Origin of the sequence: Acinetobacter sp. NIPH 1852 (assembly GCF_022549455.1) — a bacterium.
In the GTDB taxonomy this organism is placed as follows: Bacteria; Pseudomonadota; Gammaproteobacteria; order Pseudomonadales; family Moraxellaceae; genus Acinetobacter.
In genome coordinates this window covers 36837-51522 of record NZ_JAKZGG010000001.1, presented here as the reverse complement: position 1 = coordinate 51522, position 14686 = coordinate 36837, and the positions used below count along the sequence as shown (strand labels likewise).

At 40.6% G+C, this 14686-nt stretch carries 15 protein-coding genes and 1 tRNA gene; 12 read left to right on the top strand and 4 right to left on the bottom strand.

Features of this window, described 5'->3' with window-relative positions; all coding sequences use genetic code 11:
• Positions 1-35: 35 nt before the first annotated feature.
• The 4 genes from MMO38_RS00280 to MMO38_RS00265 all read left to right on the top strand — a co-directional run bounded on the left by MMO38_RS00280 (position 36) and on the right by MMO38_RS00265 (position 2068).
• Entirely contained in the window at positions 36-680 is a 645-nt protein-coding gene (locus MMO38_RS00280; RefSeq protein WP_241321983.1) for a hypothetical protein, read from the top strand.
• Between the two features lie 70 nt (positions 681-750).
• Positions 751-996, top strand: coding sequence for a hypothetical protein (locus MMO38_RS00275; RefSeq protein ID WP_241321982.1), 246 nt, complete (start codon positions 751-753; stop codon positions 994-996).
• A 184-nt stretch (positions 997-1180) separates the two neighbouring features.
• Positions 1181-1483, top strand: coding sequence for a hypothetical protein (locus MMO38_RS00270; protein ID WP_241321981.1), 303 nt, complete (start codon positions 1181-1183; stop codon positions 1481-1483).
• A gap of 294 nt (positions 1484-1777) precedes the next feature.
• On the top strand, positions 1778-2068 hold the full coding sequence (locus tag MMO38_RS00265) for a hypothetical protein (protein ID WP_241321980.1): 291 nt from the start codon (positions 1778-1780) through the stop codon (positions 2066-2068).
• A 30-nt stretch (positions 2069-2098) separates the two neighbouring features.
• Here the strand turns inward: MMO38_RS00265 and MMO38_RS00260 are convergent, their stop codons facing one another.
• Together MMO38_RS00260 and MMO38_RS00255 are read right to left on the bottom strand one after the other, a co-directional pair.
• Entirely contained in the window at positions 2099-3160 is a 1062-nt protein-coding gene (locus tag MMO38_RS00260) for a site-specific integrase (protein ID WP_241321979.1), read from the bottom strand.
• A gap of 186 nt (positions 3161-3346) precedes the next feature.
• Positions 3347-3433 (bottom strand) — tRNA-Leu (locus MMO38_RS00255).
• A gap of 180 nt (positions 3434-3613) precedes the next feature.
• Here MMO38_RS00255 and queA point away from each other — a divergent pair.
• From queA to secF, 8 genes are all read left to right on the top strand, one after another.
• On the top strand, positions 3614-4648 hold the full coding sequence (queA, locus tag MMO38_RS00250) for a tRNA preQ1(34) S-adenosylmethionine ribosyltransferase-isomerase QueA (RefSeq protein ID WP_241321978.1): 1035 nt from the start codon (positions 3614-3616) through the stop codon (positions 4646-4648).
• Between the two features lie 62 nt (positions 4649-4710).
• Positions 4711-5697: a hypothetical protein gene (locus MMO38_RS00245; protein ID WP_241321977.1), complete on the top strand. Its 987-nt coding sequence runs from the start codon at positions 4711-4713 to the stop codon at positions 5695-5697.
• 105 nt (positions 5698-5802) lie between these two features.
• The gene (locus MMO38_RS00240; protein ID WP_004669590.1) at positions 5803-6831 is read left to right on the top strand and encodes a hypothetical protein; all 1029 of its coding nucleotides are present in this window, start codon (positions 5803-5805) and stop codon (positions 6829-6831) included.
• 89 nt (positions 6832-6920) lie between these two features.
• Positions 6921-7490: a LemA family protein gene (locus MMO38_RS00235; protein WP_241321976.1), complete on the top strand. Its 570-nt coding sequence runs from the start codon at positions 6921-6923 to the stop codon at positions 7488-7490.
• Between the two features lie 129 nt (positions 7491-7619).
• On the top strand, positions 7620-8747 hold the full coding sequence (gene tgt, locus MMO38_RS00230) for a tRNA guanosine(34) transglycosylase Tgt (RefSeq protein WP_004669594.1): 1128 nt from the start codon (positions 7620-7622) through the stop codon (positions 8745-8747).
• 101 nt (positions 8748-8848) lie between these two features.
• Positions 8849-9178: a preprotein translocase subunit YajC gene (yajC, locus tag MMO38_RS00225; protein ID WP_004669596.1), complete on the top strand. Its 330-nt coding sequence runs from the start codon at positions 8849-8851 to the stop codon at positions 9176-9178.
• A 51-nt stretch (positions 9179-9229) separates the two neighbouring features.
• A complete protein-coding gene (secD, locus tag MMO38_RS00220) occupies positions 9230-11131 on the top strand; it encodes a protein translocase subunit SecD (protein WP_241321975.1) in 1902 nt (633 codons plus the stop codon).
• Positions 11132-11141: 10 nt separating this feature from the next.
• Complete coding sequence (gene secF, locus MMO38_RS00215; RefSeq protein ID WP_241321974.1) at positions 11142-12110, top strand: protein translocase subunit SecF; 969 nt, start codon at positions 11142-11144, stop codon at positions 12108-12110.
• A gap of 107 nt (positions 12111-12217) precedes the next feature.
• On the opposite strand, the gene MMO38_RS00210 is transcribed toward secF, so the two are convergent.
• A complete protein-coding gene (locus tag MMO38_RS00210) occupies positions 12218-12865 on the bottom strand; it encodes a 4'-phosphopantetheinyl transferase superfamily protein (protein ID WP_241321973.1) in 648 nt (215 codons plus the stop codon).
• 63 nt (positions 12866-12928) lie between these two features.
• On the bottom strand, positions 12929-14338 hold the full coding sequence (der, locus tag MMO38_RS00205; RefSeq protein ID WP_004669600.1) for a ribosome biogenesis GTPase Der: 1410 nt from the start codon (positions 14336-14338) through the stop codon (positions 12929-12931).
• Positions 14339-14686: the final 348 nt, after the last annotated feature.

Sequence of the window (14686 nt, the reverse complement as noted above, 5' to 3'; positions counted from 1 at the left end):
TTCAACTCGGTTAAAAATTTTAAAGGAACTTAAAAATGCACAATTATCCAATCTACATATTAAACGTTGAGATCTCGCCTACCGAGACCCTGAAACTCGAACTTAATGAAGAACAATCAATGTTTTATTTGGGGCGACTGCCACAACATTGTAGCCGAAATAATCTATTCAATGTCCTTGAGCTAGTCAAAAAGAATCGTCCGTATCATGAAATCGATTTTTTTGAAAAAATCGTCCTACAGACAAAAAATGAATATTACAAAATGAGTTTTCAAGCGATCCCTGCTGAACCTAAGGCAGACCAGTCAAATGAAACAAAGGAATTATTCAAAGACATCCGCATCACTCCAGAGCGTGACCGCTTTCTTGTTCTTGTCTGCTATGAAGGAACTATCGTTTCACCGTCTCATTTTTGTGGAAAGCATTTTCATGTATTAGGTGGAAATGGTGTACGTCAAAGTACTATTTATAAATGGGCATATCTAGATGATGTGTACAAACAATTAGGCTTAACGCCAATGGACCCAGAGCTCTCAAAGCAGATCCATGCACAAGCCAAAGCTGAAAGTGAAACTGAAAAAAGAGCTGAACCAAGCATAAAAATCTTAGAGGTAATAGTCGAGGTACTAAAAGAAGTCACCAAAGACGGTTCAAACGAACCAAAGCGACCTTTTCACTAATTCTAAATATTTAACTCACATACAGAAGCGGCCACTCCTGTATGTGACACACAACCACTGGAGAGCAATTATGCACGAAAATTCTAACTTAAATTATGTGGCAAACCTAATTATTGAAACATTTGCACAAAATGGTATGGATGCACCTTACATCGCCGATAAAACTTATCAATTTCTTGACCACAAAAGCAAATTCGAATCTTTACATTGGGCATGTAATTTTCTTGATCGAAAGAACTTGGCGACGTTTGCCGAAAAACTAGGTGTCACTGTGGAATTACTACATGTAACAGGCAAAGTTTTATCAAAAATTTAATAAATCAAGAGGATAAATCCAATGAATCATGATGACGAATTAGTTAAGTGCTGCCGTTGTAGAAATAAACATTTGGTCAAAGATCGATTGCGTAAACCAAGTAAAAGTATTTCAGGATTAACTGATTTGGTGTGCCCACGTTGTGAAGCACAAAGTTATTACAGAGTTAGTGAGGATAATAAAAATGCCTAAATTCAACTGTGAATGTGGTGGTCTAATCCTCCCAGACTATGATGCTTTAACCGTTGGCCATCAGGTCAACTTCTCCATTCAAGAACGTAAAAACGGCTATGGCCATAAAATTATTGTGGACCATAAGCATTACACCGGAGAGATTATTGCGATCGATCAGGATCGAATCACTGTTAAAACCCGGGTAAGAACATTTGACTTGTATCGATATGACTTAACACCTGTAGATGCCCCAAGAGTGGCTGATTATTTACGTGTAGGGAAATGTTTATGCCAAATCCCAAAGATCGCTTAAGTACCCCTAAAATTAAATACCACACACATTCTAATGACCTCACAAAAGGTCTGTACTGGAAATGTGAATTACAGGTTTTAACAACGATGTACGAAGATAATTTTCCAGCTTGCCGAATAGCAGAAGTACTTAACAGAGATGAAGCTCAGGTACGTATCAAAATTAAAAAGTTAGAAAAGGATGGATTGATATGAACAATTACAGCTTAACCAAAGCCACCATCTTACTAAGCAGTTCATCACTTTTTGGTGCTGTTTATTTTCTAACTGAAGCAATTAAATAGGGATCTATTCAATGGAACTTAATGCAGAAAAGTTACTAGAAAAAGTATTCCTTAAAATGATGAAGGCGATTGAATCGAAGCCAATTATTCCGATCGAGCATCAACTCTGGTGCTTAGAAGATATTGCTCTATATTTTGATTATTCGGCAGACTATGTAAAACGCCACATAATTACGAATAAATATTTTCCACCAAGCAGAGATCTACCAACCAAAGACGATCATACCGTCCAACGTTGGAGAGCCAAAGACGTAATAGATTACGCGATGGCGTTCGATAAAGCAGTCGTAAACTATTCATAAAAATAATGCCACCGTAAGGTGGCTTTATTTTTATGCTATCTGTTGAAACTCACAGGATTGATTCAACTCATCCACGATTTCATTATTTGTAGGGTTGTAATACACCAGGGCAAATTTTGGGTCCTTCCATCCAAATATTTTACATAGCGTTAAAGCATTCTTAATCCTCTTGGCCATCAATGAAGCTGCTTCATGTCTTGAATCATGGAAAGTGATATCTGCATTTTCCAAACCTGCCTGCTTTCTTGCCTTTCTGAATAAAGCATCACGCGAAGAATCCGTCACAGTGAAAACTTTGGGACACGCTTTGCGATCAATCTTCATGGCCAAAGACCAAAGATGAACCGCAAAATTATCTAATGGCACTCTCCGCGAAGATCCATTCTTAGTGTCAGGCAATAATATTTGTTGTTTGGCCAATAGTACTTCACGAGGCAATCTGTTTACGATCTCACCCGATCGCATACCAGTGGCCATCGCAATGAGCCAAATTAATCCCACTTCCTGCATTTTTGTTACTGGTACCGTACCAGGTACATATTTTAATGCTGCCAACATTCGCTCAACTTCATCTAGTTCGATACGACGTTCTCGGTTTTTGGGTTTAGGTGGCAATTTTACTTCAGCTACAGGATTATTTTTAATCCACTTCTTTTCAATGCACCAGGCGAAAAACGATGACAATGTTGAGAAGTCACGTCGCACAGAACTCGCCTTCAGTGGCTTGATTGATCGATTCATGGCTTCATCACGGTATGTCGCCAAATAATCTGATTGATATCGTTCTAGTGGCCAATCAACTTTAGGCAAAGTACTTTGAAAATATTTAATGCGCTGCGTTTCTTTTTTCCATGTTTTTTTAAATCGTGACACCTCTGTCGAATATCGAGATAAAGCCTCATGCACAGTCAATACAATATTTCTCTTTAACGCTTCCTCTGTAGAGTGATTCAGAAAGATATCGCGCTCACGCTCAGCTGCCCACCTTAGCACGTCAGCTTTATTTTTCCTTACTTTACTGCACCGCACATCCAATACACGCAAATCAGCTCGCCATGAGCCATTCGCCTGCTGATAAACAGACAAACTCATTTTATGCACCAAGTTCCTAATTTCCAAAAATAAACCCACAAAAAAAAGTGTGGAAAATGTGTGGAAATATATACCTTAAAAACCCCAAAAATACCGTAAAAAAACATAAACGCCAGAAACGACAAAGCCCCAAGTCCTTGATTAATAAGAACTTGGGGCTTTGAAATATCTGTCTAAGCTATCGAATGGTCCCGAGGGTCGGACTCGAACCGACACGTCATCTCTGACAGCGGATTTTGAGTCCGCCGCGTCTACCAATTTCACCACCTCGGGAAGAGTGCGATGCTTTGTGTTGCGTATCATAACCTGTTTGATTTTATTGTCAAACCCCATCTCGCACTTATTGCTCACTTTTAAATCACTCAGATATTTTTCTAGCTATAAACATCAAACTCAGCGAAAAAACACAAAAAAGACTATACTACGCCCAATTTTTTGCAATGTTTTAGATGTATGCAACTCTCCGACTTTTCTTTTGATCTTCCAGATGAACTTATCGCTCGCTACCCACTAGAAAGCCGTAGCGCATCACGCCTACTGCATATTGATGCAGCAGGTCAGTATCACGACCATGCTTTTACCGATATTTTAGATTTATTGGAAGATGGCGATTTACTGGTTCTGAATGATACCAAAGTCATGAAAGCACGATTAAAAGGAAAACGTGCCACTGGCGGTGCTATCGAAGTTTTGGTTGAACGAATGTTGGATACACATACAGCACATTGCCATATCAAATCGAGCAACTCACCTAAAGCAGGCGCAGAACTGTATATTGGTGAAGATGCAGTTCCTGTGACGGTACAAGGTCGCCATGAAAATCTATTTGTGGTGAAATTTTCGCAACCGATTTTGTCGGTGCTCGATCAATACGGTCAGTTACCGATTCCGCCTTATTTCAATCGTGAAGCTGAAGAGATTGATACTGAACGTTATCAAACAGTTTTTCATGATCCTGAAAAAATCGCCAGTGTCGCTGCTCCGACTGCAAGCTTACATTTCGACCAAGATTTGTTAGCAAAATTGGCAGAAAAAGGCATTCAAAAAACTTTTGTCACTTTGCATGTTGGTGCAGGAACCTTCATGCCAGTTCGCACCACAGACATTAGTAACCATATTATGCACAGTGAATGGTGTGATGTGCCGCAAGCGACGATTGATTTAATTTTAGCAACCAAAGCACGAGGCAATAAAGTGATTGCCGTTGGCACAACCGCGACACGTGCCTTAGAAAGTGCAGCGCAAGCAAATGGTGGTAAGATTGCAGCTTGGACAGGTGACACTCAAATCTTTATCTACCCAGGTTATCAGTTCTGCATGGTGGATCGTTTGATTACTAATTTCCATTTACCTGAGTCCACGCTATTGATGCTCGTTTCAGCACTATCAAATCGGGATAATATTTTGGCGGCATATCAGCACGCAGTTGAACAACGCTATCGCTTCTTTAGCTATGGCGATGCGATGTTGATTGATCAACTCGCATAAATATCACTCATAGGCTAAATCATGGTTTAGCCTATTTTTTCAGAATGATTATCTAAAAAACTATGCCATTCATATCCAATAAAATTAAAAAAACTTTTAAAAATCAATCTACTCACAATCAGTCGACCTTAAAAAATATTGAGGCCATTCGCCAATTGCTAGAGAAACAACCCTCACCAAAACTTTTAATTAATACCTTAAAACTCTGGGATGGCGAGCAAAACCTGTATATCAAGAATTACCTATACTGGACAATGTGCACGCTGAGTCTGATTTTTTTATTGGCAGGCCTTTTGTTCTCTGCCTACTATCTAATTGTTTGTGTTGTTCTGTTTAGTATTGGTGTGCGTTATCGTATTTCGACAACTGAATTAGACAGCCTAAAAGAACAATTAAGAATCTATGTTCTGGAACAGACCTATCAGGTTAAGTTTCATGCTGATAGCACCCCCTTAAATCCTGCTTTACTGGATCATCCCTTATTTCAATTAGGTAATAAAGACAATACTGTTAAAATATTGCTAGATGGGCAATTAGTGATTAAACAAAAAACATATGATTATTCTGTTTTTAACTATCACTACACCTATCAAACAAGGACAACCGATGAACAAGGCAAAGAGTTCTTTGAAACGACCCATTGTGATCTGTGGGGCGTATTCATGGACAATTTTCCATTCAAAGGCATCAGTATCTCAGCTCGCTATAAACATCAATGTCATCTAGGTATCGAGTGGAAATCTAGTGATATTCTCTTTAATAAAAAGCATCAGCAAACTGGCGTAAATGAATATGAGCTTGTTAAGTTTTTAACGCCAGAAAGAGTATTGTCATTGGAAAAAATGATGCAGACTTTTTATGGAGATATTTATGTACACCCACAAACTAGTGTGATGTGCTGGCTATTCAATGAATCCCCTTTAGCGGAGAATAATTATTTATTTCAGGCAATCACAGTTAATAAACTTGCTGAAACACTCGAACAACTTAAAATGCCAAAACTTCAACGTTTACAAGAAGCACTCACCAGTTTGCTCAAGACTCTCTAATTCCATCCATACTGATTAAAATAGCCCACAAGGCACTTCTTAGTTTCTGAAATTTAAAGCATAATCTATACCTCATCAATCTAATATAATGAATTGATCATCGCCATGCCGATCGACACTGTACAACAAGCACTCCATATAAGACGCAAAAAAAACGCTCAAGTTTTTCGCAATATTGCTCGGCTTTGGGATATTGGAAATAAATCAACAACCGATCAAGAACTGCTCGACAAACTACATCCTTGGGGTGAAGCGCATAGCTTGCATTTCTTTAATATACTACCCCTACTCCTTGCGATTGTCAGTGCATGCTGTTTGGTCTTCGGCTATTTTATTCATCCACACATTCAGTTTATCTGGAGCTTTTTAGGCGCATTTCTTTCTGGATTTTTAGCCTATTTGCTTTATGAACCGAAACAGCCCTTGATACAAGTAACAGAATATCTAGAACAACGCTTGATGACCCTACGTTATCATTTAAACTTCCAGCAACTCCCCGCATATCTTCCGATTCAGGCGCAACCAACACTGGTGATCAGTCGACTTAAACAATTTTTCCCATTGTTTCATCGTGGCACGGAATCTAATGACATTACGCAATACGCCTCCACAACATGGCATGATGGTGTCACGGAACATCAGGTGCTGATCTTCCAATATCATTATGTCAGTGAACTACCAATTCTAAGAAATGGGGATAAGAATCAACAGATCAGTAAAGAAATACATAAAGACTTATGGGGCGCATTTATTTTTCAAATGCCTGCTTTAGGAATTGCTGTCAGTAACCAACGTTCTCGTTTTTTTGAACCTTATGCTCATGCGTGGGAAAGTAGTGATATCTCAGTCAATCGTAATCTTAAAATTTTTGGGCGAAGCCAACATGAACTCGCTAAAAGCATTAGCCCAAGTATGACCTTAAAATTACATGATTTTTTTCAACATTTTAAAGGCGATTTAATCTATCATCATCAAGAGCAAATTCTTTGTTATGTTGGTGAACAAAACCTATTACAAACAACGAGTAAGCGCGATCAAATCAATGATATTCCAGCACTACGTGGTCATCTTCGTACCATGACCATGCCTCAATATCAAAGATTTCAAGAAATGATGCTCAATTTAATTAAATAACTCATCCTAGCCCTGATCCACAACTAAAACGGCATAAGGGATGAGGAACGATAAAAGTTCGACTAGGTAAATAATAAAGGGGAATGGCAATGACAGGTTTACTCATTTTCTTGGGGATTTTTGTTGTACTCATCGGTTGGGGAATTCATATCCGCAACACGATCGTGCGATATTTCAATGCCACCAAACGTGCTTGGGCAGAGGTTGCCAATTTTGAGCGCCAGAAAGTCAAAACACTGGAAGCACTCGAAGATACGCTAAGTAAGTACACAGTCTTTGAGAAATCGACCTTAGAGCAAGTAACTGCATTACGTCAGCAGATCATGAATCTCAATATCAATGATACCGATATTGCCAAGTTACAACACATCGAAAAATTAAATAGCGATTTGATGCGTAGTTTAAATGTTGTGGTTGAAAACTATCCTGAGCTGAAAGCAGATACGCTGTATAGCAAGATGATGGATGATATTCAAGAACAGAATGAAAATGTCGGTGCTGCGATTACCATCTTTAACCGCAATGTCGAATTGTTTAATAATCACATTCAAGTTTTTCCAAACAATTTGGTCAACACCATCACCTTATCAAAGAAAGCAATTCGTCCTTTTCGTGACCCTGTGATTGACCGTAATTTTGACTATAAACCGAATTTTTAACGCCAGCTACATTTAGTAGTAGAACTATGCGCCATAATCAAGGAAAATAGCCGTTTTTGATCAGCGAACTGTTTTTTCGCCTCCTAGTGCGACTTCAACGTTGCACTTCGATCTTGCTCGGGTTATGACATGAAATTTGAAAAATTAGGCCAGTCGGGACGCGCCCGTCGTGGTCGACTCACTCTAGAACATGGTGTGGTTGAAACGCCAGTGTTCATGCCTGTCGGTACTTATGGTACGGTCAAAGGCATGTTGCCTCGTGATCTTGAAGAAATTCAAGCACAGATTATCTTAGGCAATACCTTCCATTTATATTTACGCCCCGGCTTAGAAGTGATTAAAGAGCATGGTGGTCTACATGAGTTTATCAAGTGGGATAAACCAATTTTGACCGACTCAGGCGGCTTCCAAGTGTTTAGCTTGGGTGCGATGCGTAAAATTAAAGAAGAAGGCGTGACGTTCCGTTCTCCAATTGACGGCTCAAAAGTCTTCTTATCTCCTGAAATTTCCATGGAAATTCAACAAGTCCTCAATTCAGATATCGTTATGATCTTTGATGAGTGCACGCCCTACCCTGCAACCCATGAAGAAGCGCAAAAATCTTTACAGCTTTCTTTACGTTGGGCCAAGCGTTGTAAAACCCACCATCATGATGAACTCAAGAATAAAAATGCCCTATTCGGCATTATTCAAGGTGGGATGTACGAAGATCTACGTGATGAATCACTCACTGGCTTGTTAGACATTGGTTTTGATGGCTATGCGATTGGTGGTTTATCTGTCGGCGAGCCAAAAGATGAAATGATCAAGGTGCTTGATTATTTACCTAATAAAATGCCAGAGGACAAACCACGTTACCTCATGGGTGTTGGTAAGCCTGAAGACATCGTGGAAGCAGTTCGTCGCGGTGTTGATATGTTTGACTGCGTGATGCCGACACGTAATGCACGTAATGGGCATTATTTTGTCACTGATGGTTTAGTCAGAATTCGTAATAGTCGATATCGTCATGATCAAGGTCCTTTAGACCCACATTGTGATTGTTACACTTGTAAAAACTTTAGTCGTGCCTATTTATATCATTTAGAGAAGTGTGGAGAAATGTTGGCATCGATGCTCGGCACAATTCATAACCTCCGTTACTACCAACGCCTGACGCAAGGGATGCGTGATGCGCTGGAAAACGATACATTTGATGCCTATGTACAGGACTTTTATGCACGTCGTGGATTAGAAGTTCCACCTTGTCCAAATTAATTCATCTGGATTTGCACGCAAAGCCAAGACAAGGTACATTGCAAAACGAATTGGAACTTATTGTCAATTTTTTGACCTTTTTTAAACTTTAGGAAATCAAAATGAGCTTTTTCATTTCTACTGCCCACGCTGCTGATGCTGCTCAACAAGGACCAAGCTTAATGGCTAACATATTGATGATCGCTGTATTTGTTGCGATCTTTTATTTCTTAATCTGGCGTCCTCAAGCAAAACGTGCCAAAGAGCATCGTAGCTTGGTTGATAGTCTTGGTGTTGGCAGTGAAATCGTATTTGCTGGCGGCTTAATGGGCAAAATCATTCGCTTAGATGGTGACTTTGCAACCGTTGAACTGAGCCGTGGTGTAGAAGTTAAAATTCAACGTGCAAGTGTTATTTCAGTGTTACCTGAAGGCACACTCAATAACCTTTAATCATAAAATAGTCGTGCCTCAGCACGACTTTTTCATTTAAGAAGAAAGCGAATGCGTTACCCTGCATGGAAATATTTACTGATCATCGTAGTATTTGTGATCAGTACGTTATATGCACTTCCTAGCCTGTATCCTGATGAACCTGCTGTCCAAATTTCGGGCGCAAAAGCAGGTACTCAGATTGATCAGAGTGTCGTGCAAAAAGCTGAGCAGATTTTAAAAACTGCCAATATTAGCAGTCACGATAATAGTTTCTCTAATAATGCAGCTTTATTACGTTTAGACTCATCAGAAGAACAGTTGAAGGCGAAAGCGATCCTGAGCCGTGATTTAGGCGAAGACTACGTGATTGCGCTCAATCTTGCGCCAACAACACCAGAATGGTTGCAAAAGATTGGGGCTAAACCGATGAAACTCGGTTTAGACTTACGTGGTGGTGTACATTTCTTGCTCGAAGTCGACATGGATAAAGCCATTAGTCAGCGTATGGAAACATCTGCGACTGATCTACGTCGTCAATTTCGTGACAATAAAATTAAATTCAATAATCTCGCTTTAAGTAACAACACCATTACCGTTCAGTTTGCAGAGAATGCAGACCGTGATGCTGCGGCTGATTTCTTACGTCGTAACGGTAACGAATTTACACAGCAGTCGGTTGCTACAGCAACAGGTGCAACCTTAAGACTGAGCTACACTGATGCACGTCGTCAAGAAATTCAATCTTATGCAGTGAACCAAAACTTAACCACCTTACGTAACCGTATTAATGAATTGGGTGTTGCTGAGGCATTGGTACAAACCCAAGGCAGCAATCGTATCGTGGTGGAGTTACCAGGGATACAAGATACTGCTGAAGCAAAGCGTGTTTTAGGTCGTACTGCGAACTTAGAATTCCGCTTAGTTGCCGATAGCAATGATCAATATATTGATCCTTACACGCGTCAATATAATGGGCAACCTGTTCCTCCAGGAACAGAAGTGTTTGCTTTTGAATCAATGGATAGTGGTCGCCACTTATTGCTCAATCGTAGTCGTATTTTGACTGGTGAACGCGTTCAAAATGCAAGCTCAGGCTTTAGCCAAGATTCTGGCGGCGCAGAAGTAAATATTACCTTGGATAGCGCTGGCGGCAAACTCATGGCTGACGGCACACGTAATGCTGTTGGTAAACGTATGGCAGTTTTGTTTATCGAAAATAAACAACGAATCAGTTATGTCACCGATCCTGAGACGGGTGCACAAACCGAGGTGCGCACGCCATACACTGAATCTGTCGTCATCAATGCAGCCACGATTCAAGCGGTATTAGGTTCACAATTCCGTATTACTGGCTTAGATTCACCACAAGAAGCAGCTGAACTTGCACTGATGCTTCGTGCAGGTGCTTTGGCTGCACCGATGTATTTCGTTGAAGAGCGTGTGGTTGGTCCTAGTCTCGGTAAAGAGAACATTGAGAAAGGGGTTCAGTCGACCATTATCGGCTTTATCTTAGTCGCAATTTGGATGGTGGTTTTCTTCCGTTTATTTGGTTTCATCGCAAACTTTGCACTCGTCTTAAACTTAGCAATGATTTTGACTGTGATGTCGTGGTTAGGTGCATCTCTCACCCTTCCAGGGATCGCAGGTATCGTCATTACCATTGGTATGGCGGTTGATGCCAACGTTCTGATTTGTGAGCGTATCCGAGAAGAAATACGGTGGGGTGCCTCACCCAAACAAGCAATTGTTGAAGGTTATAATCGAGCCTATAACACGATTTTCGACTCCAACTTAACCACTTTCCTCGTTGCATTTATCCTCTTTGCAATTGGTACAGGTCCGATCAAAGGCTTCGCTGTGACGCTGATGATTGGTATTGTTTGTTCGATGTTTACTGCGATTACAGTCACACGTGCAATTGTGCAACTCATTTATGGCAAACGCCGTAATTTGACCAAGTTGAGTATTTAAGGAGATTGATATGACTAATCTGACTCAACGAGATTCAAAGCAATACGGTCGTCCCGATGATTTAAAAATCATCCCATTTATGAAGATTGCCAAACCTGCGGCAATTATCTCGATCTTACTGACGATTGCCAGTCTGTTCTTTATTGCAACCAAAGGTCTAAATCTCGGTTTGGACTTTACCGGTGGTGTTTCTGCTGAGTTGAATTATGAACAAGCCGTTCAACCGTCGCAGATTGTACAAGCACTAAGTCAAGCTGGATTTAAAGATGCAGTTGTTCAGACCCTAGGCAGTAATACAGACCTGATTGTTCGTATGCCTGTACAGGATGATTTAGAGGTTGAAGATCTCAGCAACAGCATTACCAAAGCAGTTCAGCTACCGAATAATACGGTTAACGTTCATAAAGTAGATGCGGTCGGTGGTGCGGTTGGTAACGAACTCTATGTTCGTTCTGCTGGTGCGGTTGCACTTGCGCTGATCCTGATGTTGATCTATGTCACCATTCGTTTCGAGTTTAAGCTTGCGATGGGTGCTGTGATGTCGTTATTCCACGATATTGTCATCATTCTAGGTGCATTTGCATTGTTCCAATGGCCATTTGACTTGACCGTCTTGGCAGCATTGTTAGCGATTATCGGTTTCTCGCTCAACGATAACATCGTGGTATCGGATCGTATTCGTGAAAACTTCCGTAAGATCCGTGACACCAGTTCGCAAGAGATCATTGATATTGCCTTAACCGAAACCCTACGTCGTACTCTCCACACTTCTGCAACGTTATTGCTGGTTGTGGTGGCGATGTTCTTCTTGGGTGGTGATGGTTTACATTGGTTCTCAGCGGCGATGATTGTCGGTGTGTTTGTCGGTACTTATTCATCTATTTATATCGGTACTGCCTACGCATTATGGCGTGGTCTAAATCGTCAAGATTTTATCGTACAAGTGAAGCCTGAATTTGAAGAAGATGAGATTCCTTAAATCTCTCCCCTCTTTTTGATTCAAAGAAAATGCCAGTGTAATCACTGGCATTTTTTTGAGTATACGATTTGGACATCTATGAAAAGCCAACTAAAAGTTGCACAAAATTAATGCTGAATCATTTGGATCTGCGGAAACTGAAACCCTCGACAAGACTGCTCTGCTCGCCATGCAACTGTCACTACGACACGATTTAAGATGAAATTCTGATAGGCAAAAGTGCCGATCAGTGGATGTGTACACATTCCACCATGATTTGATGGATGAACTTGCGTATTTAAGCTATTTAAATCTAATCGAATGCCTAGGCCAGAAGCTTTTAAAATCGCTTCTTTTGTAGTCCAGACCTTAAACCAATATTCCTGATCTTGTTCGTATTGCTGCCATATTTGGTATTCTTCAGGATGAAAAGCATGTTGCGCCAAAGCATCAAAACGCACCTTGCGATCTAACTCTTCGACATCGACCCCAATATCTTTTACTCGTTCGCTCATGGCCAAAGCATAGTATTGTTGACTATGAGAGTGATTAAAGTGCAGCGAATGTGAGTTTAAAAAAGGTTTGCCCTGTTCATGTTTGGAAATGTTTAAATCTTCAATTTCGCACGCTAACTTTTTTGCGAGCAGTCGGTTGCGATAAGCTTGAATCTGATCTTTTTTATAATGGTTAAACGAACGCAAATCAGCAAAGTCAGCTTTATCCTGTTCTAGAAGCTGAGCCAATGCCTGAACATGTATTTCGATTTCACGTGGCATAGTTAATAGCCTCTCGTATAAAAAAGCCCAAAACAAAGTTTGGGCTTATCATTTTATCGTTAATTAACGCTTCATTTTTTTCTCAGCTTTTTTGAACTTCTGTACATAACGGCGTTTACGTGCAGCAACACGCTCATCGACCATAGATTTACGACCTTCAAATGGATTGTCTGAAGTTTTGAAATCAACACGAACAGGAGTTCCTTCCAACTTGTACACTTTACGGAACACATTTTCGAGATAGCGACGATAGTCCGCAGGGGTTTTATCCACCTTATTACCGTGAACAACGATCGTTGGTGGGTTTTGTCCACCCATATGCGCATAACGCATTTTAATTCGCTTACCACCAATCATTGGCGGTTGATGCGCTTCTGTTGCATCATTCAAAATCTGGGTGAGTTTTGCAGGTGAAACTTTCAAATGTGACGATTCATAAGCACGATGGATGGTTGGATACATTTCCCCCACACCAGTACCATGCAATGCAGAGATTAAATGTACTTTTGCCCAAGGAATAAAATCAAAGCGACGATCGACATCCAACTTACATTGTTTACGGTCATATTCGGTCATGTTGTCCCATTTATTAATGGCAATCAACATGGCACGTCCAGCTTCAAGTGCATAACCAATCAGATGCAAATCTTGTTCGACCACACCTTCACGCGCATCCAGAACCACAACAATGACATGTGCATCTTTAATCGCTTGTAGCGTTTTCACGATTGAGAACTTCTCAATCATTTCATCGACTTTACCTTTACGACGTACACCCGCAGTGTCAATCAAGGTGTATTTACGCCCATCACGCTCAAACGGAATATAGATAGAATCACGTGTTGTACCGGGTTCATCAAATGCAACCACACGATCTTCGCCGAGCAAACGGTTGACCAAAGTCGATTTACCTACATTTGGACGACCAATAATGGCTAAGCGTAAACCTGTAGCTTTATCATGTGCTTCATCGCTTTCATCTTCAGGAACATCAACCAAGACATCCTCAAGCATTTGCTGCACGCCACGTCCGTGACTGGCAGCCACTTGTAAGGGTTCACCCATACCAAGCTTATAAAACTCAACCAAAGCCGCTTCAGCGTGAACACCATCCACTTTGTTGGCAACGAGGTAGATTTTTTTACCTAAAGTACGTAATTCACGTGCGATTTGTTCGTCCGAAGCCAATAGACCTGCACGGGCATCGACTACAAAAACGATAATGTCAGCTTCATTGATTGCAGTTTTTGACTGCTCTGCCATGTACGAGTCAATACCGCCTTCATTTTCACCGATACCACCTGTATCGACGACAATAAATGATTTATTTTGAAAAACCGCATCACCATATTTGCGGTCACGAGTTAAACCAGCGAAGTCAGCAACCAAAGCATCACGACTTTTTGTGATTTGGTTAAATAGCGTTGATTTTCCGACGTTTGGACGACCAATGAGCGCAATAACGGGTTTCATAAATTACCTTAATCTGAGTTAGATTTTTAAAATCATCATAACGGTGTCTTGCTGAGTTCTCATCCAACACTTGGATAAGCCTTCAGCTGGACTTACTTTGGTTTTGCCCTGAGAAGCGTTTGAAGCTTCGTAAAGGCAAAGGCAGTTATCCATACTCCACAAGACTCAATTCTCATACCATACTCGCAGCACAGCTACTCGTCTTACACTCAGACAAAGCGTTGCTTTGTTTATCTTCGCTCAGGTTGCGGATGATCCTAACGAGTATCATATTTGGATTGAAAAAATTTATGCTGAAATTTAGATTCTATAAAAAATGCAGGGCATGGTATTTTGCCATGCCCTATT